Raw genomic sequence first — 21,320 nt, 5'->3', positions numbered from 1 at the left:
ATCAACCGCATGAAAAGGAATCAAGACAATGTCTTTTTGATTAAATTTTCCCATAATTCAGTGACTTTAGGCCACTGCGTGCTTTGAGCCTCATTTCGGTAGATGACTCGCTCATAATGATTGGTCAAACGACGCATGTCATTCGACTGGTAGTGTCGATCAACCGCTATCGCAAAATCGCGCAGGGTCTGTTCAGGTTTACGAGTGAATCCTTTGTGTTCAAGCACTTTCAAAAGGTAATGGTACGCTTTCTCGTATGTTTCTTCATCTTTGTTTTTCCTGTACTTCCGAATAAGCAACGGTGTCATCCATCGGTATCTTGTAAAATAAAGAATGACCGCTGCGACAAGAATGACAGCGAACAGAACCCACAGCCATGTATAACTACGGTCGGTGGCACCTGCAGCGCCGGCAGCCTCCGAACTTTCTTCCTCTTCCATTTGCTGAGGGTTGCCCATCTGATCTTCCGGTGTTTCACGATCAGGGGTCGCCGCTGGATCTTCCCCATCTTCTGTTTCTACATCTGTATAGAAGTCGGTGTTATTCGTAAACCCTTGAGTCGGCTCAAAAGGAACCCAGCCTATTTCAGGGAAATACACTTCCACCCAGGAGTGGGCGTTTTCACTTGTGACTTGATAGACGTTTTGCAGTTCTTCACTAAAACCTGTCTCACGTGTATCCACGCGTTCCCCACCAGTGAAACCCTTCACCCAACGGGCAGGGATCCCTTCAGAACGAAGCAAGACGACCATCGATGTTGAAAAGTTATCGCAGTACCCGAGCTTGGACTCGAATAAAAACTGGTCGACATAGTCATCATTTTCCCCGGGAACAGGGACATCTGTGGTCGAATATTCAAACCCATTAGATGAGAAATAAGACTCGATCGCTTTAGCACGATCATATCGATTGTCTTCTTCTTCGACGATTTGACTCGCCAGGTTCCGTACCCGGTTCGGCAAATTATCTGGAAGCTGGAGGTACTGATCACGAATCTCCTGTGGATCGTCATCCCCTGCTTCACGCAATTGTGCGTATTCAAAGGAAGGATACTCGTATTCGGCAATGAATTCATTCACTTTCGCCGGAGAATCTCCTTTAAATGTATCCATCTCCCCTGTATTTTCGTGGACACGAAGTTCATAGTTCGGGAATCTGACGAGGGAAGATAAGCCATAAGGGTACACTAACTTCTTGAAAGTCGCCTGACGTGACATTTCAATCATCACGGTCTGTTCTTCCACTTCCACATTATCTGTAAAGGTTTCGTAGGTGATGTTTTGTGGATCCATGTTGGTCACTGGTTCTTTCAGTGTATCAACCCAGCCTTTTCCTGTGTACGTATCCTTCGACTCGATCCGCCAGTAGCGCTCGCCATCTGCTGTTGCCCGGAACACAGGGGTATCGTCTTGTATGAACGAACCGCCCAGGCGGCTGTCATTTTCTCCATATCCTACTTTTTGCACGGCCTCACCGCCATTTCCACCTGGTCCAGCTCCTTCTGCCGCACTTTCGATATAAGGGACAGGGTCCGGCCATTGTGGATCAAGTTTCGGCGAAGCATAGGCAGCCGCAGAAGAAAACAAAATGATCGCCAGCAGTGGGAGGGCCCACACGTTTGCTTTTTGAAACCCTTTAAAAGAAATCGATTCTTGCTCCATCACTTTTGCAAAACTCGATAACCCAAGCGCAATCATGCCCAATATGAATGTCCTAATGATCGCCCATTTGCCATCGAAGATCGTAAATGTATCAACGACTGTAACATAAATCAGTGTCAATAAGACAAAGAAGAACATCCGGCGGGCAACGACGAACCAATAATAAAGCAAATAGCTCATCAGCCACAGAAGAATTAAAAACAGCAGACTGCGGAAGAGTGGCGTCATCTGCCACCACTCCTGGGACTGGATCATCTGAATGTTAAATACCACCTGTTCATATAAGACAGAAAACCATTCCCGCGAAAAGATGCGTTCCGCGATATAGAGTCCGTCCACGATGAACGCAAGACCAAGTCCTTTTAAAGGAATGGATAAATACCACGGCACTTGCAAAAAGGATACAAAAAAGCAGAACGTCGCGTAGATAAAGAAGACGCCGACATCATTCGTGTCCGATATCTGCTCCATAGGCCGCATCCATTCACAGAACAATAGAAAACCAGTAATATAGAGAATCAGTTTATAGATGAACGATTGCCGCTCTTCCATCATGTGTTCACCTCAAATTGTTGTTGCGTCAGCTGCTCCTCATTCAAAACGTTGACAATGACGCTCTGACTTTTCATCTGCTTCACAGCTTGATGATCCTGGAACGACATTTGTCCATGAGGACGCACATAGAAAAAGACGACACGCTTACTTCTTTTCGCCAGTTTACTAATCGCAACCTGGATATCCTTGTCCAAATGGTGACTGACGATCATCAGCATCACGCCACTTGGAATCAACGATTTTTCCCGGTCCAATTGTTGGGCAAAAGGAATGCGCCCAACAGGACGGATCCTCGCCAAGTGCCCCTGCATTTGCTTCTGATGGGCGTGGTCCTGGTGAAAAGGGAAATATTCTCGTCCGTCACCAAGGGACATGAAAGATAGCGGGGAAGACTTTTTATGGAACTCTCTCATTAACGAAGCCGTGAATTCCACCGCTCCTTCAAAACTCAATTCATTCATGTTGGGATGATAGACGCCATTTAGGATCAGCATCATCTCGACACTTTTTTCCTGTTCAAATTCTTTCGTCATCATCTCATTCTTCTTCGCCGTCGTTTTCCAATCCACCCAGGCAAAACGGTCGCCAGGCATGTATTCACGTACACCCGTTACGATGTTCGTGTTTTTTTCATTCAGCTTGAAGGAAGGACTTGCTCCCTGTTCAAAGCTGTACACCCTGTCTTTCATTTTCACAGGTCGGATATAAGGAAAAACAAGCAATTTGTTCTCTTGGTGATAGACGTGCTCTTTTTTTACAAAACCGAAAAAATCCCCTGTTTTTATTCTAAGTGACTTCAATTGATGATCGCCACGAGGGACTTTATCCAATTGGTATCGGTAAATGATTGTTTTACTGAACCAAGGAAAAATAACCTTTTTCACTTTACGAGATTCATAGAATGGCTCTGTTCGATCCATGTCCCTGTATTTATCCAAATGTTCGTCCACTGTCTTCATAGATTCCGGCAAGTGTTCTTCGATAATACAGTAATAGATGGGAAAAGGAACCTTCCTTTTCAACTTCACTACCACATCGATGGTTTCACTGGCCATTGCCATCCGTTTGGATAGATTCCGCTCGACCTTCCAATTATGGACCGGATAAATGAGCACAGCCGCCATATAAAGGAGAAACGGCAGAAAGGCATAAAAAAGGAACCAGCTGACAAATCCTCCCTGAAACATGGCGTAGGAAAACAGGACGACGAAAAGAATCGCTACAACCAGGCTTTTAGCGATGATTCCAAGTTTCCGCCTCATTCACTAATGTTCCTTTTGACTGGGATGGACGTGGAGGACAGAAGTCGATCAATGATCAATTCCGCTGTCTGTCCTTCAAACCTTGCTTCCGATGTAAGGATCATTCGGTGGGAAAGGACATAAGGAGCCATGAACTGAACGTCATCAGGTACAACATAATCACGGTCATGAATGAAAGCATACGCTTTGGCTGCCTTCATCAATGCAATTGAACCACGCGGGCTGACCCCGAGGTAAACGCCGTCATGATCCCTGGTCCCTGTCACTAGGTCGATAATATAACGGTTAACTGTCCGATCAACATAAACTTCAGACACCTCTTTTTGCAATTCAACGAGCTCATCCCTCGTCAACACCGCGGAAATCCCTTCAATTGGGTGTCCATTCGAAGTCCTGGAAAGCATCTCCATTTCCTGCTTGGCTGTCGGATAACCCATTTTCATCTTGATAAGAAAACGGTCGAGCTGTGCTTCCGGCAAGGGGTAAGTCCCTTCATACTCAATCGGGTTTTGAGTGGCCATGACGAAAAACGGATCGCTGAGTGGGACGGTATTCCCATCCACCGTAATGCTCGTCTCTTCCATCCCTTCCAGTAGGGCTGACTGAGTCTTTGGTGACGTCCGGTTGATCTCATCCGCTAAGACGATATTCCCAAGAATCGGTCCAGGTCGGAATTCGAATTCCATGCTTTTCGGATTATATATGGATACACCCGTCACATCAGATGGAAGCAAATCCGGCGTGAATTGGATGCGTTTAAAGTCACAATCCAGAGATTTAGCCAGTGTTTTCACGAGCATCGTTTTCCCGACACCCGGCACATCCTCTAAAAGGACGTGCCCCTTCGCCAATAAGGCGACAAGGCTCAACATTGCGGCTTCTTCCTTTCCAATCATGACCTTCCTCATATTTTTAAGTACTTCCGATATTTTCGGTTGATATAAAAATGTCTGCTGAGTCAATTGGTGTACCCCTTTCTCCCTAAATTACTATTTTTTCTGAAAAATCAAGCTCATTTTAACTATACTATAAGGTACCGGCATGAACAAAGGTTGCAGGTCATTGGATATTAAAGGAAATGGCGTCGTTGCAGTCCTCATGCACGATAAAAAAATTTGTCGAGTGAAGAACAACACTTTTGCACATATCTCACTGATTTTTCAAAAAAATCATTAACTTCCAGGACTTTATATGGTATCTTGAATTTAAGCCATCTTAAATAAAGATAAAAGATCTAAAAAGAGACGAAAGTTTGTATAGGTATAGGTGGCAGGGGGCCTCAGCATTGTGCTGGGGCTTTAAATATGCGCTTGCTCGTGAATGTTTGAGCAGCAATCCCGGCCCCTAACGCCTATTTGTCGGTACCTGGTACACCCTTTTTGTTTTCTGTACCTGGTACCCACGCCCCTTCGTTCGGTACCAGCTACGCATTTTCCCGTTTTCGTACCTGGTACCCACTTCCTTTCGGTACCAGCTACGCCTTTTCTCGTTTTCGTACCTGGTACCAAGAGTTTGAGAAAAAACAAAAAGCGCAAACCATCGTTTACGCTTCCATTGGTAAGGATATCGAAAAACAGTGTTTCCGGCCGTCTGTTTCCAGTCGAATCTGCCCTCCATGGCGTTCGACAATCTGCTTACTGATCGACAACCCAAGACCTGATCGTCCATCTGAACGTGAGGCGTCGACTCGATAAAAGCGATCAAAAACCCGATCCTTATCATGAAAAGAAATCGGTTTTCCTTCTCCTTTCACCTCGATCACGTACGCGCTGCCTTCTTTTCTCCCAACGACCTCCACTTCATCCGTTCCTTCATGATACTCCATCGCATTTCTCAATAAATTTGTCAGCACTTGCTGGATGCCCTGCCTATTCACAGGCACCTCCGCGTTTTCCACATCAATCTTCAAGCCGATTCCCTTTTTCTCAAACTCCAACGTGAACATCTGGCTGACTTGGGAGGTGACCTGGTCCATCTCTTCCTGAGTAACTTCCAGTTGGTTGGAGGGGTTCATCGTTGTCCAGGCTTCCATATCGTCCAGCCGGGCGAGCAGGTGAGAGACCCGGTCTGTTTCCTCTGCCAGGGACCGGTAAATCGCTTCGTTTCCATGGATTACACCTTTTTCAAGAGCTTCCAAATATCCTTGCAAATTGGATAACGGCGTTCGCAATTCATGGGAGAGATCACGAAGCATTTGATGACGGGAACGCTCCTGTTGCTGCATACGATGGTTCATCCGATTGAAGTGTTCGACAAGTTCTCCGATTTCATCGTTGGTATGGACGTTCAAATGTCCTGGGTAAGTCCCGGACTTCATTGTTTCCATGGCCGAGGTCAGCTCTTTGACAGGTACAAGTACTTTCTTTGTCACGGTGGAATATAAAAAAGCTCCCATTACGATGACGACGCCACCGATCATCCATGCGTAAACAAGCAGAGAGTTATTGAAAGTCAGCTGGGCTTCACGCTCGACGCCTGTAATGTCAGCAGCGAGAAAACAGGCGGTCTGGTAAAGCGTCACTCCTGTAACGATCACGACGCCAATGAGAAGGGCAATGTTTACGATGGTCATTTTCACCCAAAGTTTCGGTGGCAGCAGTCGTTCAATGAGACGCATATTTGTACCCCATTCCTCTGACCGTCACAATCCTCTTCGGATCAGATGCATCCACTTCTATTTTACGTCGCAGCTTTTTGATGTGCGCGTCAATGGTACGCGTCATAATATCTGATTCTCCATGCGGATGGATTTGTTCCAGCATCTGCTCCCTCGTAAACACCTGGTCTTTGTAATTCATCATAAAAGAAAGCAGGTTGAACTCGTAGTGGGTTAACTCCAGCTGTTCACCCTCAAGCCAGACCTCTCCCTTCCGCGGCTTCACCTCAAGACCTTTATGATAGAGCTTGTGACAAAGATGGCCCGTCCTTCGTAAAACAGCTTCGACATGCGCCATCAATTCTTCTGGACTGAATGGTTTCGTCATATAATCATCAGCCCCAAGACGCAAACCTGAAATTCTATCTTCCGTCGTTCCCTTTGCCGATAACATAATCACCCCGGGCGATTCCTTACTCTCTTCCTTTACGAATCGGCATAATTCTTCCCCGCTCCACTTAGGCAGCATCAAATCCAGAATCAACAGACAGGGACGGTGCAGAAGATAGAGTTCTTTGCCCTCTTCGCCGTCATAAGCCTGTTTAACGCTGTAGCCTTCATTTGCTAAGTAAATGCTTATTAAATTTGAAATTTTCCGGTCGTCTTCCACAATGAGTACTTCAGGTTTCATGTCATCATCCTTATATTTCTTCCATCCTTTGTACCATCATATCGTAATTCATCGCCCCGAGCATAACAGAGCTGATCTTCCCTTCTTCATCTATGAAAATAGACGTGGGAACTGGATTGACTCCAAACTGATTGGCAACAGAAACCTTTTGATCAAGCAGAATCGGGAACGTTAATCCAAAATCATCCACAAAATCCTGGACCCCTTGGACACTCGCCTCGGTCTCTGTTAAATTGACGGCCAACACTTGGATGTCTTCGTTCTGAGAGAACTTTTCCATATCCGGCATCTCCGCCCGGCAAGGCGGGCACCAAGTGGCCCAGAAATTGACCATCACTTTCTCTCCACGGTAATCGGACAAAGAAACCTCTTCCCCACTGAGCGTTTGCAGCGTGAAATCCGGTGCTTGCTGCCCTTTTTCCAAACCAATATCAGCTTCATGCGTAGCTGGTCCCTCGGCAACCATCTTCTCGCCTTCTGCGACCGGATCCTGCTTTTCACCTTCATACACAAAATCATAAACAGCCCAGCCAAATAAGGCTGTTACAATCACAATGAGCCCCCATTTCTTCATGCCATCCGCTTCCTTTCCATTAAAGTATCATTCCTAGATTGGCCAACCACGTATCCTGAACTAGATTCAATAGCAGCGTTGAAAGCCTCGTCATATAACCGGTATAGAGAAAGGCACCGGCTAAGATCATGGCTACACCGCCGATTTTCAAGATCCGCTCACTATATTTCAAGATGACTCGAGTGGATCCTATGAAAAAGGAAAATACGAGAAATGGCAGGGCGAACCCGATGACGTAAACGACGGTGTATAAAATCCCCTGTGTCGGGTTGCTTGCTGACAACAGAAGAATCGATGCAAAAATCGGGCCGATACAAGGCGTCCACCCTGCAGCGAAGCCCATACCTGCAAAAAATGTCCCTGCCAAGCTGAGCGACGTTTTCGGTTTTGTCTGAACCCTTTTCGTTTTCATGAACCAGCCGATTTTCAACCATCCGGCGACGAACAGTCCCATCAAGATAATGAAAACACCAGCGAGCCGCTGCAGAAGAAGGCCTGTGCTCCCGGTCAGCATGTTTTGAACAGCACTTCCTACATAAGAAGCACCAATTCCTAAACTGATAAAAATAGTAGAAACACCTAATAAAAAGAGCAAAGAGTGCGTGAGTAACCTTTTTTTCACCTTAAGACTGCGATTCTCTTTCATCTCTTTTACACTCATCCCGGTAATATATGATAAATAGGCTGGGAACAAGGGCAGGGTACAGGGTGATAGAAAAGAAATGATCCCTGCTCCGAGCGCAAGCCAAAGGGTTACATCAGTCCCCATGATTCATACCTCCTTTTTTCATTAAAACTAACGTTAAACTAGTCAGCGTGACAGCCATATAAAACCCGAGATCCATCCGGTACCCCATCACGTCAGGGGTCTGGTACAGTACACCTACGAGGAGCGCTCCACTGAATGCGAAGAACACACTCCATAGAGCATGATTATGTAAGACAACGAGAAAAAAGAAACTGACTGCAAAGACGACATCAACAAGATGGCCTTGATCCAATACGAGCCTTTCTAATAAGGCAAAGGCGGCAAAACTACTCGCCAACACAACAAGATAAGAAGGCAGATAAGGTTTATGATCCTGACGCCTTCGCCATTCCCACAATACGGTTGCTAGACAGGCGATGTAAAATTCCACCCTTCCACTCGGATAGGCAAGCACCGAAAGAGGATAATCTATTAACAGCTCCCATTGTGTCACTCCTTTCGCGGCTATAAAAAACAGCAGCCACGTAGTAAGGATCGAAGCGTAGTTTTCAATTGTCTTCTTTTTTTCCTTTTGATGAGAAAGAATCCAAAATACAGCCAGTCCCAGGAGTAAAGCACTGACCCTGATCACCAGCAGTGGTTGCAAAATCATATGAATACCTCTTTTCCTTCTTTCTATCCTATATGACGTGTGTGAAAATATCATGAAAGATCAAACATTCAAGATATTTCCCCATAAAAAAAGAAGCCTCTGGACCTCAAAAGCCCCGGCCTCCATTATCTTACACTATGATCATTCCCATTGGCTCTCTTGTGATATAGTCGGTTTCGATAAACGTGAGAACATCTGTCATAGAAAAGGTGGAGGTACCGGGGGTGGAGATGTTTGAATATCACCTTCTTCCCTGTACTCTCTCAACAATACCCCAAATAGCTCCAGCAATTCGCTACAAAAGTAAAACCCTCCCAATCGCTGCACTTGTCTAGATCAACAGAACTATCCAATCCTCTAACCCCTCTCGGATCAGGCACATTCATCCTTCGCATCCTCATCTTTAGTGCCCAGTGGCTTACGATTCTCCCTTCTGTTTGACTTGACGGTTTATTTCCAACCATTCTGGATTTTTATCAAAAGCTTCAAGCAGATCCTGAAAGGTGAACGTTGGGTTCCCAGGATAATAGTTTTGAAGCACTTTGGTGACCAATTGAAAATCCTCAGGTGTATCAACTGTCCAGCGATGATGGCTCTCGTCAGCATCATGAGAAACCTGAGCCAACCCCGACACTTCCACCCTTTTCACAATGAATGGCGTCACATGTTCAAGGTCATGGGGAGAGTTGGCATTCATATAAGCGTCTTTTAAAACCTCATAAGTGAACACTTCGGTATCCAGCCCCCTTGGATAGGAGCGGATCCTCGTATTAGATACATACATGTAACGGGGGTAATGGTCCAGAAAAAATTGAATGACCTTATCTATTACAATTGGATCGATAAATGGACAATCTGCTGTTAACCTCACCACTGCATCTGCCTTATAATGCTCACAAGTTTCATAGAATCTCCCTAACACATCTTTCTCCGAGCCACGGAAGGTGTCTACCTTCAGCCTCCTGCATAAATCAATGATCGGATCATCAATGGACTTCGTGGATGTGCTGACGACGAGCTGGTCAATTTTTTTCGAACGCCTCATTCTCTCAATCTGATACTCCAACAAGGGCTTTCCATTGACTATCTTCAAAACTTTTCCTGGAAGCCTTGTAGACCCCATCCGCGCCTGAACAATAGCCAGGACTTTCATGATTCCACCTCCTTCGTTATCCGATGAGATCCCAGGACATAGGTGTCCCCCTCTTTACATCAGCATTCACTTTCTTACCAAGTAGCGTTTCATAATTCTTCGGCGGCAGACCGAACCCGGGTCGAATGGACCGGAGGTTATCCTTCGTGAGTGTGTCGCCCGCTCTTAAATCTTCCGTAATGTATAAGGACCTGCGAAATTTCCCAGATGCCTTTTCACTGGCTGTCACTCCATAACTAACACGCCCCAACGACTGCCATGCACGCTCGGTTTCTAATACGAGGGTGTTCATCTCATACGGTTCCAACGAAAATTCCGAATCCACTCCCCCATCTTTTCGCGCCAAAGTAAAATGTTTTTCTACAACGGTCGCTCCTAGGGCCACGCTCGCAACGGCTACGCCCGTTCCTAACGTGTGATCGGACAAACCCACCTGACAGTTAAAAAGCTCCCGCATATGAGGAATGGTAGTGATATTGGAGTCCTCAGGGGTCGCCGGATAACTGCTCGTGCATTTCAACAGAATAAGCGCTTCCCCTCCTGCGTTACGGAAGGCATCAACCATATCCGCTATCTCTCCAGCTGTTGCCATTCCCGTAGAGATAATAACTGGTTTTCCTGTTTTCGCAACTTTTTGTATTAATGGAAGGTCTGTATTTTCAAAAGATGCAATCTTATAAAGAGGGACCTCCATACTTTCTAAGAAATCTACAGAAGATTCGTCAAAAGGAGTACTGAAACCGATCATCCCAAGCTCTTTACAACGTTTAAAAATTTTTTCATGCCATTCCCATGGCGTATATGCTTCTTTATATAGTTCATAAAGGTTTTTCCCTTTCCATAGACTCTTGGAGTTAGTGATCTGAAAATCTCCTCCTTTGTGGTCCAGGGTCATCGTATCTGCCGTGTAGGTTTGGATTTTTATTGCATCCGCTCCTGCGCCCGCCGCCTTTTCTATAATAGCGAAAGCTCGATCCAACGATTGATTATGATTTCCTGACATCTCTGCGATGATGAACGGAGGATACTTTGGCCCGACCAAACGATCACCTATTTTAATTTCCATCCTCCTGCCCCCTGATTAGTGTTTTTCTTCTCATCTCCCATGTATCTTTAAACAAACCCATCGGAATGACATCAATGAGCTGATCCCCACGTTTAATCTGGTGTATCAACTTCCCTTCTTGGACGAATCCAAGCTTCTGATGATAATTAAAGCTGGCGACGTTGATATCGAGCACCTCGGCACACACCTTCCTTAAGTTGTGGTTCTTGAATATCAAATCCAGTGCTAACATCCCCATAATAGTCCCCGAACCCTTCGGTGAACTTTGGTCTCCTATATAAAATCCCCACTCACAAGTCCCATTTTCGTTATCAATGTTTGTAAAGCGGACTACACCGAGTGGACGTTCTTGATAAATGAAAATATGAAAAGAGGAAGTTGTGTTGTTTTCTTCCTTTTCGAACCATGCTGTATGCTCTTCCCAAGGAATGAAATTGTCATTGTACATATTCTTCCGGATATGTTCAGCATTCCTCCATTTCCAAATAATATGGAGATCTCTTCTTTCTACTGGACGTAACCGATACTTATTCAAATGGACGCCCCCCATCATATACTCAGAAACCCCATATGGTTGGTGATGCTTCATGATTTCTTTAACTGACTGCCTCACTGATTCCAAGTGGTCAGGATGGTCCATTATTTCTTGTAGGCGTTTTGCTATGTGATCTGAATTTACTTCATCACTCTTTCCTAAATAAACAACGGCTCCTTTATGCGTTAAAAGGGAGATGATTTCTGACTGATTTGATGCTGTTTCAATAATTAGAGATGGAAGTTTCATATAGCACCGCTCCCAAACGGAACTCCCGCCGGCACCGATCACCAAATCTGCTTTTTCCATAAACAACGCTATATTCCTTGTTTGAATATGGAGGTCCACCCATTTGTTTTCTCTACAAAATGGAATGATTTCCTTCTGATAGGGATAGGATTGACCAATCACTACGTCCACTTTTGGTTTATTACTCAACCGCGAGACAGCCTTTAATGTTTTCATCGTTTCATTTGTTGGATCACTACCTCCGAAAGAGACAAGTATGTGTCGTATTCTTCCATCCCAGCTGTCTTTTAATGGACCTCTTGATATAAATTCTTCTCTTAAAAGTGTATAAACAGGACCAAGAAGCAAATCCGTCCCTTCAGGAATGAGTCCATCATACCTTTGCTCCATATCCCTGTATAAATTTTGATCAAGAAGTGAGTCACACACATGCGGTCGATTTGCGAGATCATCGATCACCATCAATTTCTGAACATAAGGACTTACCACTTTCCCCCATTTCGCATCCAACAAATAATGATCCATTACAAGCCAATGGACCTGTTTATTTTTTTTTAGTATTTGTATGACTTGGTCTGCATCTTCTTTCCAGATCATTTCATCTCCACCAGGGAGTTCATAGACTGGATATCCTTGTTCCTTGATGTACTCTACAAGATCCCCTTTGAGTCTTTTGCACATGAAAAAAGGTTCCGCTCCTTGTTTACATAGCTGACCAGCGAGGGTTAAGCATCTCATGACGTGTCCCGTTCCCCAAACTGATGAAGCATCTACCCTAAATCCAACCTTCATCAGATGTTCCCTTCATTCGATTCATAGAAATAGGTGACTTTTTTGACAGCACGTATAACATCTGAGACATCATCAAGTGTCATGGCTGGAAATAAGGGGAGACTGATAATTTGCTCATAGATTTCTTCTGCTACTGGGCACAACCCTCTTGTATAACCACGGCCTTTGTAATAAGGCTGCGTGTGGACGGGCATATAATGGACATTCACTCCTATATTCTCCGCACGCAAGGCATCAAAGACCTCTCTCCTCAACCCTTTCAAAGGACCCGACAATCGAATAACGTATAAATGATAAGAAGAGTCCGCGCCTGGTAATTGCTCTGGAATGATCACATGATTCATCTTCTCAAAGGCAGCATTGTAAGTTTTCACATACTCCCTTCGTTTTTCTACAAATGAATTCAATTTCTTTAACTGACTATTACCCAACGCAGCCTGAATATCCGTCATTCGGTAGTTGTAACCTAAAAATTGCATCTCATATTCCCACGGATGACGTTGCTCCAAGAGATTTGCAGGTTCACGAGTGATCCCATGCGTGCGGAAGAGGATCAATTTATCATAATAATTACGATTGTTTGTGACGATAACTCCTCCTTCTCCTGTCGTAATATGTTTGACCGGATGAAAGCTGAACATCGTCATATCACTGAAAAACCCTACTCTCTTCCCTTTATATTCCGCACCAATCGCATGAGCCGCGTCTTCGATAATGACTAGTTTATGCTTGTCAGCAAGCACCTGGATTTCATCGTAATTCGCGGGCTGACCTGTAAAATCTACAGGAATGATTGCTTTCGTTTTAGATGTTACTAATGACTCGATCGAATGAGGATCAATATTATAGGTCTTCGGATCGATGTCTGCGAAAACAGGCTTCCCACCTGAATATAATACACAATTTGCACTAGCAACAAATGTCAGAGGAGTGGTGATTACTTCATCTCCCGGGCCAATACCAGCGGCAAAGCAAGCCGCGTGTAATGCGGCCGTACCATTGGAAAAGGCGACAGCATATGCTGCTCCCACGTAATGAGCCACTCCCTTTTCAAACTCACTGATGGCCGGCCCCGTTGTTATAAAGTCACTTTTCAATGTATCGATGACGGCTTTGATATCTTGGTCATCAATCGACTGCTTCCCATAAGGAAGCAGTGAATCACGTACTGGATCTCCTCCAAAAATGGCTAACTTTTCTTCCACATTGTTAAACCCCTTTAAATTAAATTTGTGGTGTTTATCCATTCTTTCGTTTTGTTAATTCCTTCTTCTAATGATGTAGAAGGCTCCCATCCTAATAAACGTTTAGCCTTCCTAGAGTCACACAGAAGTTTAGGAATTTCACTTTGAGGATGAATGTGTTCCACATGTGTGATGAGGCTAGGGTCACCAGCAATCAATTCAGCCAAGTCATTAATCCTGATATCGCTTCCTAATCCCGCGTTCACAATTTCACCGTTCACTTCATCTCTGTATCCTGCCTGCACAACAAAACTCGCACAATCTTCTACATACAAAAGGTCTCGCGTCTGCTTCCCATCTCCGTATATTTGTAAAGGGAGTCCATTCAACTTGTTTTTAATAAAAATCGCCACGACCCCCCCCTCACCACCCGTCTTTTGAAAAGGACCATACGTATTGAAAGGTCGAATAACCGTCACTGGTAATCCATATGCATAATAGTAGGACAAAACCATATTTTCAGCTGCTATTTTAGCGCCTGCGTAAGGTGAAGCAGGTTTAATTGGGTCTTTCTCACAAATTCCTTCATCATCCTCTGCCCGGTCATAAACCATACACGTGCTCATGAATACCATTTTCACATGATGCTTCCTGCATTGTTCCAGCAAAGAGAACGTCCCGATGGTATCGTTATTGAAGGTCGTCTGTGGGTCATCAATGCTGTCTTGAACATTGATGCTTGCTGCTAAGTGGTAACATAGATCAATCCCAGGGTGAAAAAGACTCTCGACCGTTTTCTCATCCTTAATATCGCCATGGATAAACGCCTTGAAATTTTTGTGAACGAGAAGTTCCTCAATATTCTCAATTCTTCCGTTGGATAAATCATCAAGCACCCATACTTTGTGTTGCTCATCTAGTAATTTCTTCACAACCCATCGTCCTATAAACCCGGCTCCCCCTGTCACTAATATATTCACGGACACACCCCTCTCTTATATTCACCATGTATATTTATTCGATGGAACCATTATTCTTGCATGTACTTCATCACAACTGTTTTTAAAAAAGTGCACTCAACCTCTCTATCCAAGTTCCCTGGTTATTTAGAGCGGTCGAAATGAATACTTTCGCTGTTTGATCAGCATAGGCTTTCACCTTATTTTCCAAAAAATATACGTAGAATACTTTGCTGATTTTTTTGGGTCTTCTTGAACAAGATCACCCATTCGGAGAAAAAACCAGAATATCCCCCAAAAGGATGACCGAGGATAAACTACTGCCTTTCCAGCAATCATTGCTTCAAGAGCAACCGTTAAAAAATAAGTCACGACCACATCACTCTTATGAATAAGATCATGAAATTTGCGGCCTGGGGACATAAAGAGGTTGGAGTGGGCTTTAGTCAGTGGATGAAACTTATGGTTGGGGAAATTTTCGAGCACAATATTGATGTGTTGGTTTACCGTAATTTTCTTCAGAAACTGATCCCAGCTTGTATAGTTCGCATGACCCCTTGCAATAAGAAGGACATACTTCTTTTTATGATCGAGACCGAACTGTTTTTCTAACTCCTGCCTGGAAAGGGTTGGGGGATTTCAGATTAAATCAAACCTCGGATGCCCTATGATTTCTGACTTTTTTTCTTTAGCTCCTGAATCCTTATACCAGTCCACCTCAAACTGTCCATATACCGCATCAATATCTTCAACTTTAGGTAGATAACCAATTTCTCCAGATATGATTCCATGCTGCATACAAATCGTTGGAATTCCGTTTTAACAGGCGCCATTACCAGCGTTCGGCTTTCTGGATAATCGATAGAGGCGACTACAATCACCGATACCTTGACCCTTTTTAGTAAATTAGTGGATTCATTGTACGGTTAATGATTTTCATCACTTGAATGAGAAACCTGTACTTAAACGTCTCATCGCTGTACATCGGATGACTATGGAAGCTTGTATAATCTGTTTCACTTTTTTGCTTCGTCACCTTAATCGCTTCCGAAGCATCTTCCCTGTACGCACTGAAATTCTGATAGTTGAAACCTTTTTACTTGAGGAAACGATTCTTCTCTTTTTTCATCCCTTTCTCTTCTAAGATCAAGATGTTCTTTGTATATAAATGATGAGGATGGGAGTTCCCCAGGAATACGAAGCAAATCATAAGCATCATTAAGAACGCCCCCCCCCTTTTGCCATGTCTCCTGATGCTCACCCTTGAAGGTATTGAATCTCGTTTGAATAGACATGAGGTCGATCTGTTTGTTTCTTAATGTCTTTGTAAAAGATGCTGAATGCAATTTTGCTATCAAATCTTCATTGTCACGAATCAAACTTCGATAATGGCACAAATACACAATAGGATACTCCAATCAAATCACTAAAACCATTATCAAGGTACAGTCCCCAATAGTTATTAGTGAATACGGCCATTCTCCTCACATCCTTTCTTATATTAATTTCTGACTTTTCATTAATTCAAATAAATCCTCAGATGTTATAGGTGACAATCCAGAGGAGCTATACGTTCCAGGGATTGCCTTTATAGCATTTTTGTAGAATACATCTTTTCTTAAAAAATATGGAATGACGTACATGTCTGGCATCTCCCAAGCTGTCAGTGACTCCTCATGCGTCATCAATTCTTCGTACATTTTTTCCCCTGGTCGCAGTCCTATTTCTTCTATTCCGATATCTTCCAAATTCAGATTGTTTCGCTTGCATGTTTCTTGAATGACCAACTTTGCCAGATCCTCTAGCGAGACAATCGGCATTTTAAGGACAAAAACTTCACCACCCTGTGCTTCTTGCAACGCTTTTATAGTTAATGTAGTCGCCTGATCCAATGTCATCATGAACCTTGTCATAGAAGAGTCCGTTAATGTGATTTTTCCTTGTTCAAGAATCTGATTTTTGAATAGAGGGATAACAGAACCACGTGAACCCATGACGTTACCAAACCTTACACTTGCAAAAACTGTCTGCCCCTCGCCCTTGCTATATTCAGCTGATGTAAATAAACGCTCAGCTGTAAGTTTTGTGGCCCCATAAGCATTTGTAGGTGAGATTGCTTTATCGGTACTTGTAAAAACAACCTTATTCACCTCTTGAGCCAATGCTGCCCGTACTACGTTATTTGTACCATGAATATTTGTCAGTACTGCTTCATAAGGGTTGTATTCACAGGAAGGAACATGCTTCATTGCGGCCAAATGAAAGACGTAATCAACGCCTTGCATTGCTGTATGAACCCGCTCATAATCACGCACATCTCCAATTAAGTAACGAATATCATTCCGATTTCCTAATTGATTTTGAAGCTCATGTTGTTTATGTTCGTCTCTACTGAACACTCGGACAACATGCGGAGCATCTTTAAGAATCCTTTGAACAATACTTCTACCAATGGTCCCCGTCCCTCCAATGACTAAAATTTTCTTATCCTTGAAAAACAATAGTATCTTCCCCTTTTCACACTTTAGTCCGTGATTTTGTTAAATAACTATGCGTATTATGCAATCTATCCACAACTCTGATTACTATATATATTCGAACCCTAAGATTAGGTGCTAATAATAGATTAGTACCTAAGACCAAATGTGAAAGGGAAATAAAAGCCTATTTCAACTTGCAATAAAAACTTCTAGCCCAAGGTTTCCCGGCATACATCCACACTTCAAATAAAAAAACGTTAACCCATTTTCCGCTTAGGAGCGAATTTTCTGGATCAACGCTTTCAACAATAGAGTGGACGAAAGACTCTCCGGTATATAAAAGGACTCCCTTATATCATTTGTAGGTATTCTCGTTTGATTTCCTCCATTAATATATGTGACCACATCATCAACAAGCTCTCCCACGTCCAGGTATTGTTTCACAGGTAATTTAGAAAAGTAATCGGTGAGACCTGCCTGATTGAGTTTCCAGACAAATGTTCTCTTTCCAGCTAAAAGCGCTTCAAGAACGACGGTGGACTGATAACTGATCACCGCATCACTGTAAATAAGTAAGTCATATAGATTTATACGGGTCACGATGTGTACTCGTGGATGCTCTGCATATACACGATAAGCTTTGCTTCCCTTTTGGACTTTAATCATGAGGTCCATTTCGGGGAGCTTCATTAATAAATCCTCTACCATCTTGAGGTTGTTTAATTTATCTGTATGATGATCAACCATCAATAACTTTTTCCGCTTGCGATCCGTCTGTATGCGCTTATTAAAAAGGGATGGATTCAGGGATCTTTTTTTAGTTATCCCATCAAACCGAGGATGACCTATGATAGGAAGGTAATGAGCTTCGACACCTGTAGACTGGAAAAAATCCTGCTCGTATAATCCATACACCCCTTGATATAACGCTATCTTGGGTAAATAGCCGAAAGAAGAGACAATAGCCCCATGTTGAAGGCAGACCGTAGGGATCCCCTTCAAACGAGCGGTCAACACTAAACTCCTTGTGTCGAGACTATTAGTTTCACCAATAATGAGAAGAGAGACATCTGTACTTTCAAAAAAATGCTCCGCTGCATTCATGTACATCAAATACTTCGAAATTTGATTTTTTACTTCGTTATGAATATTCCTTTTGCCAAACAATGGGTGTGAATCAAAATGGGTAGCTATTGCGTTAAAAGATTTCTCAACCTTTCGCACAGCATCTTCTCCACTCGCTGTGTACCCCTTCAATCCAATCATTTTCATTCCTTTGACTGGAAATATCCTTACATTTGTCACATCTGGTTTCAGAAGAACGGATTCTTCTAAAGGGACAAGCAATGGATACGCAGTGGAAGGAATTCTAAGCTGCTTATCATAAAAAACAACCTTCCCAGATGGGTTCTTCAGGTCGTAATTAGGAAGATACTCATCTACCCGCTTCTGAACCCTTCGCCCTGCATGAATGTAAGATGGATGAAGGAGACTATTTTCCAGTTCAGTCCTATCCTTAAGTAAACTGTAAAAATGAATGCCAAAGGCCAGTGGATGCCCTTTGTACGTCCACTCTTTAAAACCATCTAAAAAATCAATAAACAACCCCCAGTAGTTCTGCTCAAAATAATTCATTAACTATCACCTGGAGAGAGCAAGTATAAGCGGTCAGCAAGTAAAGTTACCTCTATTGGCTGCTCTCCGCCATCCACCTGATCTACTTGATAAAAAAAATCTCTTATTTCTTTTTCTGTTAGAGAAGGAAACAAATGACGAACTTTTTTACGGCGATCCCTTGAAAACCTATGTTTTATCATTAAGACCCCGCTTCCGCCCCCAAGGCCTACCGCTTCCATGTAATCAAGAATTTGTTCATAAGCATACTTGGATTCTGAAGAGTAAGTGTAGTACTCTGATAATACCGTTGAAAGGTGCTTATGTACCGAACCCTTCCTGCTCTGTATATTCCACAGTTGATTCTTTAAACCCTCCACACAATCTACCCTTATACTTACATCCTGAGTGATCGTTACATCGAAGTCATTGGAACAAAACGGTTCATAGGAAAAAACAGGAAGGTCAAGAAGATAAGCCTCCAACCCTGTCGTACAGCCATTGTGTATTAATGCTTCCGCTCCCAACAACCAATGGACAACAGCCCCTTCGCTTTTCACTATGACGTTCGGGCATCCTCTCAAATCTTCCGTATAGCTTTCTTTACGTTCGGCAGGATGAGGCCTGATTATAAAAGTATAATCAGTTCCTGCTGCACTGACCTGTTTGATCATGTCAATAAACTCCCAATAGAGTTTGCGAATATACTCACCATGAGCATTAAGGCTGTACTCTTTTTTTCCTTTTATCGTGTTATATAAAGTAAATCGGGTATTTATAAGTACGTAAGGCCCGTACTTTTTACATAACTTCTCTGCTTCATTACGATATACTTCTCGATACTTCGAAGTAAGTAAATCAAAGCGGGGATTCCCTGTTGACAAGCATTTTCCTCTCATTTCAGGATAGGCATCCTCAATCATATTCTGTTGGTGTTTCCCCCAACAAAATACAACATCAAAATAAGGCATAAGCTTACGGTCCATCCTTGTACGCAAATAAACCTTTGGATCGGTATAAATCAACCCTTCTTCATCGAGAATCAATACGAAATGATTAGAGGCTTTAGCAGCAGTTATGACACGTTTCATGTAACTCCGTTGATACCCCTTAGCTAGAAAAAAACCAGCGGGATAGACCTGAGCAGCCTCTTCCACTTTACTGTGTTCACCAATGATGACTTGTTCCCCTTTGGAGAGTGCATGATAAGCGAGCAGTAGCTTTCCATGAAGCTCCCTCGATTTGATCTCGACAGGCAAGTACAGCATTCTCCTCCCTCTCTTTCCCTATTAGATTAGGACACTTCCACTCTGGAGAAGATAGTGATGGAGAGAACCCTCACGTTCCTCGCTACTCTATTCTTTAGTCTCTTTCTGTATGAGTGCCATCAGCTTTCCCCCGAAGGTTGTTCCGTTAGAATAGTCATAAGAAAGAAAATTCTTCCTCTTAGATTCGAACTTCTTTTTGAAGGTCTGATCATTGAAGGACCGGTGCACAATATCGGCCAGGTCCGAAGGGTTCCTAGATCATTTGACCAGACTGTCAACTGTCATAATAACCTGAATACGTAGGGGGATGCGTAGACATGAGGAAAAAAAAGTTTTCCGGCAATCATCACTTCAAGCCCGACAATGGAAAGATAAGCAACTACGTCATCCACATTTGGTAAGTCCGTATATAAATGATAGTTTTTCGATGAAACAGCAAAAGTGTAGTTTTCTGTTAATGGAAGAGGTGTACGAGATGTAAAATCTTTAATAATTACATTATAGTCACCCAACTGATTTAGGGCAGTCAATAATTTGCGCCAATAACTCATATACATAATTCCTCGAACGATGAGAAGTGTAGTCCTCTTCTTTACGTTGAAGCTTAGGTTTTCTAGTACTTGTTTCCTTGTCACCCTTAAGTTTTAATAATTAAATCAAAACGTGGATGACCAACAATTCGTACGTATTCATCAAAAACTCCAAACCCATAAACCAATCCACTTCGAACTGACCATAAACGGCATCGACATCCGCTACTTTCCGCATATAAACATTCTCGCTTCCTATGATTCCATGCTGCATACAAATTGTTGGAATATTATGTTTGGCTGCAACAAATGCCAATGTTCTGCTCTATTAATAATGAGTGGAGGAAAAACATTACATTAAAGAATGGCATCTATCTTATCATCAATGGATTCATCATGATCAATTAGATAAGATGCAGGAAGTCCTTCGGCTGTCTTCTGAATTTCTGATATTTAGGCACTGTTCTTACCTCGAACATCACGAATAAAAAATGTCTGATTAGGTTTGAAATATTTTATAGTGATCTCACTTGGAAAACGAAACAGATTCGCCGCATTATAAAGGGCTACTTTTCCATACTCTTTTCGAGATACTTTTTTATTGACATGAAGTGTCTTGAAGTCTGTGAAAAGCTGATGGAAAGAATTTTCATCATTGACTTGGCTGGATAAGTGATTGATGAAGGAATCAGAATATAGTTTTTTTAAGTTCATCATTATATGTGAACAAACTCCTAAGAATTCCAAAAAAGGGACCAGAAATTTCTTTCAAATGTATCCTGGACTTCCC

General features: G+C 43.0%; 20 protein-coding genes. All 20 read right to left on the bottom strand.

The genetic code is table 11. From position 1 onward, the window contains the following. Positions 1-20: 20 nt before the first annotated feature. A complete protein-coding gene (locus ACXACN_RS18045) occupies positions 21-2,213 on the bottom strand; it encodes a transglutaminase TgpA family protein (protein WP_474966298.1) in 2,193 nt (730 codons plus the stop codon). Further along, positions 2,213-3,478 (bottom strand): DUF58 domain-containing protein, encoded by a 1,266-nt coding sequence (locus ACXACN_RS18040; RefSeq protein ID WP_474966296.1) that lies wholly within the window; start codon positions 3,476-3,478, stop codon positions 2,213-2,215. Before ACXACN_RS18040 ends, ACXACN_RS18045 begins: the two co-directional genes overlap by 1 nt. Continuing rightward, positions 3,475-4,440: an AAA family ATPase gene (locus ACXACN_RS18035; protein ID WP_474966294.1), complete on the bottom strand. Its 966-nt coding sequence runs from the start codon at positions 4,438-4,440 to the stop codon at positions 3,475-3,477. The genes ACXACN_RS18040 and ACXACN_RS18035 overlap by 4 nt, the downstream gene beginning before the upstream one ends. Before the next feature lie 581 nt (positions 4,441-5,021). Continuing rightward, positions 5,022-6,095 carry a sensor histidine kinase gene (locus tag ACXACN_RS18030; RefSeq protein ID WP_474966292.1) on the bottom strand — a complete coding sequence of 358 codons (1,074 nt, stop codon included), beginning with the start codon at positions 6,093-6,095 and terminating at the stop codon, positions 5,022-5,024. After that, positions 6,082-6,765 (bottom strand): response regulator transcription factor, encoded by a 684-nt coding sequence (locus ACXACN_RS18025; RefSeq protein ID WP_474966290.1) that lies wholly within the window; start codon positions 6,763-6,765, stop codon positions 6,082-6,084. Before ACXACN_RS18025 ends, ACXACN_RS18030 begins: the two co-directional genes overlap by 14 nt. Before the next feature lie 10 nt (positions 6,766-6,775). Further along, positions 6,776-7,339, bottom strand: a complete 564-nt coding sequence (locus ACXACN_RS18020; RefSeq protein ID WP_474966289.1) for a redoxin domain-containing protein — start codon at positions 7,337-7,339, stop codon at positions 6,776-6,778. Between the two features lie 19 nt (positions 7,340-7,358). After that, the gene (locus tag ACXACN_RS18015) at positions 7,359-8,108 is read right to left on the bottom strand and encodes a cytochrome c biogenesis CcdA family protein (RefSeq protein ID WP_474966288.1); all 750 of its coding nucleotides are present in this window, start codon (positions 8,106-8,108) and stop codon (positions 7,359-7,361) included. After that, on the bottom strand, positions 8,098-8,700 hold the full coding sequence (locus tag ACXACN_RS18010) for a hypothetical protein (RefSeq protein ID WP_474966286.1): 603 nt from the start codon (positions 8,698-8,700) through the stop codon (positions 8,098-8,100). Before ACXACN_RS18010 ends, ACXACN_RS18015 begins: the two co-directional genes overlap by 11 nt. A gap of 418 nt (positions 8,701-9,118) precedes the next feature. After that, on the bottom strand, positions 9,119-9,853 hold the full coding sequence (locus ACXACN_RS18005; RefSeq protein WP_474966285.1) for a cytidylyltransferase domain-containing protein: 735 nt from the start codon (positions 9,851-9,853) through the stop codon (positions 9,119-9,121). A 16-nt stretch (positions 9,854-9,869) separates the two neighbouring features. Further along, positions 9,870-10,919 carry a pseudaminic acid synthase gene (gene pseI / locus ACXACN_RS18000; protein ID WP_474966283.1) on the bottom strand — a complete coding sequence of 350 codons (1,050 nt, stop codon included), beginning with the start codon at positions 10,917-10,919 and terminating at the stop codon, positions 9,870-9,872. Continuing rightward, a complete protein-coding gene (pseG, locus tag ACXACN_RS17995) occupies positions 10,909-12,495 on the bottom strand; it encodes a UDP-2,4-diacetamido-2,4,6-trideoxy-beta-L-altropyranose hydrolase (RefSeq protein ID WP_474966281.1) in 1,587 nt (528 codons plus the stop codon). Before pseG ends, pseI begins: the two co-directional genes overlap by 11 nt. Beyond that, positions 12,495-13,742, bottom strand: a complete 1,248-nt coding sequence (pseC, locus tag ACXACN_RS17990) for a UDP-4-amino-4,6-dideoxy-N-acetyl-beta-L-altrosamine transaminase (RefSeq protein ID WP_474966280.1) — start codon at positions 13,740-13,742, stop codon at positions 12,495-12,497. Before pseC ends, pseG begins: the two co-directional genes overlap by 1 nt. Continuing rightward, complete coding sequence (locus ACXACN_RS17985; RefSeq protein ID WP_474966278.1) at positions 13,715-14,659, bottom strand: dTDP-glucose 4,6-dehydratase; 945 nt, start codon at positions 14,657-14,659, stop codon at positions 13,715-13,717. The genes pseC and ACXACN_RS17985 overlap by 28 nt, the downstream gene beginning before the upstream one ends. A 618-nt stretch (positions 14,660-15,277) precedes the next feature. Next, positions 15,278-15,436, bottom strand: coding sequence for a hypothetical protein (locus ACXACN_RS17980; RefSeq protein WP_474966276.1), 159 nt, complete (start codon positions 15,434-15,436; stop codon positions 15,278-15,280). Between the two features lie 100 nt (positions 15,437-15,536). Beyond that, a complete protein-coding gene (locus ACXACN_RS17975; RefSeq protein ID WP_474966274.1) occupies positions 15,537-15,674 on the bottom strand; it encodes a hypothetical protein in 138 nt (45 codons plus the stop codon). 460 nt (positions 15,675-16,134) lie between these two features. Beyond that, complete coding sequence (locus tag ACXACN_RS17970; protein WP_474966272.1) at positions 16,135-17,139, bottom strand: SDR family NAD(P)-dependent oxidoreductase; 1,005 nt, start codon at positions 17,137-17,139, stop codon at positions 16,135-16,137. A gap of 252 nt (positions 17,140-17,391) precedes the next feature. Then, positions 17,392-18,753, bottom strand: a complete 1,362-nt coding sequence (locus ACXACN_RS17965) for a hypothetical protein (RefSeq protein ID WP_474966270.1) — start codon at positions 18,751-18,753, stop codon at positions 17,392-17,394. Further along, positions 18,753-20,000, bottom strand: a complete 1,248-nt coding sequence (locus ACXACN_RS17960; protein WP_474966268.1) for a surface carbohydrate biosynthesis protein — start codon at positions 19,998-20,000, stop codon at positions 18,753-18,755. Before ACXACN_RS17960 ends, ACXACN_RS17965 begins: the two co-directional genes overlap by 1 nt. Before the next feature lie 281 nt (positions 20,001-20,281). Further along, positions 20,282-20,551, bottom strand: a complete 270-nt coding sequence (locus tag ACXACN_RS17955) for a hypothetical protein (protein ID WP_474966267.1) — start codon at positions 20,549-20,551, stop codon at positions 20,282-20,284. A 100-nt stretch (positions 20,552-20,651) separates the two neighbouring features. Next, on the bottom strand, positions 20,652-20,846 hold the full coding sequence (locus ACXACN_RS17950) for a hypothetical protein (protein ID WP_474966265.1): 195 nt from the start codon (positions 20,844-20,846) through the stop codon (positions 20,652-20,654). Between the last annotated feature and the right edge of the window lie 474 nt (positions 20,847-21,320).

The organism is Halobacillus sp. AWM4_238, from assembly GCF_056158265.1.
Note: the sequence above shows the minus strand (reverse complement) of the source record. Positions and strands in the feature narration are given on the sequence as shown.

What these genes read in the sequence shown, in the direction of transcription:
- ACXACN_RS18045 (WP_474966298.1), bottom strand. Translation starts at nt 2,213, where the DNA reads ATGGAAGAGCGGCAATCGTTCATCTATAAACTGATTCTCTATATTACT.
- pseI (WP_474966283.1), bottom strand. Translation starts at nt 10,919, where the DNA reads ATGGAAATTAAAATAGGTGATCGTTTGGTCGGGCCAAAGTATCCTCCG.
- pseC (WP_474966280.1), bottom strand. Translation starts at nt 13,742, where the DNA reads ATGGATAAACACCACAAATTTAATTTAAAGGGGTTTAACAATGTGGAA.
- ACXACN_RS18005 (WP_474966285.1), bottom strand. Translation starts at nt 9,853, where the DNA reads ATGAAAGTCCTGGCTATTGTTCAGGCGCGGATGGGGTCTACAAGGCTT.
- ACXACN_RS18030 (WP_474966292.1), bottom strand. Translation starts at nt 6,095, where the DNA reads ATGCGTCTCATTGAACGACTGCTGCCACCGAAACTTTGGGTGAAAATG.
- ACXACN_RS18020 (WP_474966289.1), bottom strand. Translation starts at nt 7,339, where the DNA reads ATGAAGAAATGGGGGCTCATTGTGATTGTAACAGCCTTATTTGGCTGG.
- ACXACN_RS18010 (WP_474966286.1), bottom strand. Translation starts at nt 8,700, where the DNA reads ATGATTTTGCAACCACTGCTGGTGATCAGGGTCAGTGCTTTACTCCTG.
- ACXACN_RS18015 (WP_474966288.1), bottom strand. Translation starts at nt 8,108, where the DNA reads ATGGGGACTGATGTAACCCTTTGGCTTGCGCTCGGAGCAGGGATCATT.
- ACXACN_RS17955 (WP_474966267.1), bottom strand. Translation starts at nt 20,551, where the DNA reads ATGAGTTATTGGCGCAAATTATTGACTGCCCTAAATCAGTTGGGTGAC.
- ACXACN_RS18040 (WP_474966296.1), bottom strand. Translation starts at nt 3,478, where the DNA reads ATGAGGCGGAAACTTGGAATCATCGCTAAAAGCCTGGTTGTAGCGATT.
- ACXACN_RS17980 (WP_474966276.1), bottom strand. Translation starts at nt 15,436, where the DNA reads ATGCAGCATGGAATCATATCTGGAGAAATTGGTTATCTACCTAAAGTT.
- ACXACN_RS18025 (WP_474966290.1), bottom strand. Translation starts at nt 6,765, where the DNA reads ATGAAACCTGAAGTACTCATTGTGGAAGACGACCGGAAAATTTCAAAT.
- ACXACN_RS17960 (WP_474966268.1), bottom strand. Translation starts at nt 20,000, where the DNA reads ATGCTGTACTTGCCTGTCGAGATCAAATCGAGGGAGCTTCATGGAAAG.
- pseG (WP_474966281.1), bottom strand. Translation starts at nt 12,495, where the DNA reads ATGAAGGTTGGATTTAGGGTAGATGCTTCATCAGTTTGGGGAACGGGA.
- ACXACN_RS17965 (WP_474966270.1), bottom strand. Translation starts at nt 18,753, where the DNA reads ATGAATTATTTTGAGCAGAACTACTGGGGGTTGTTTATTGATTTTTTA.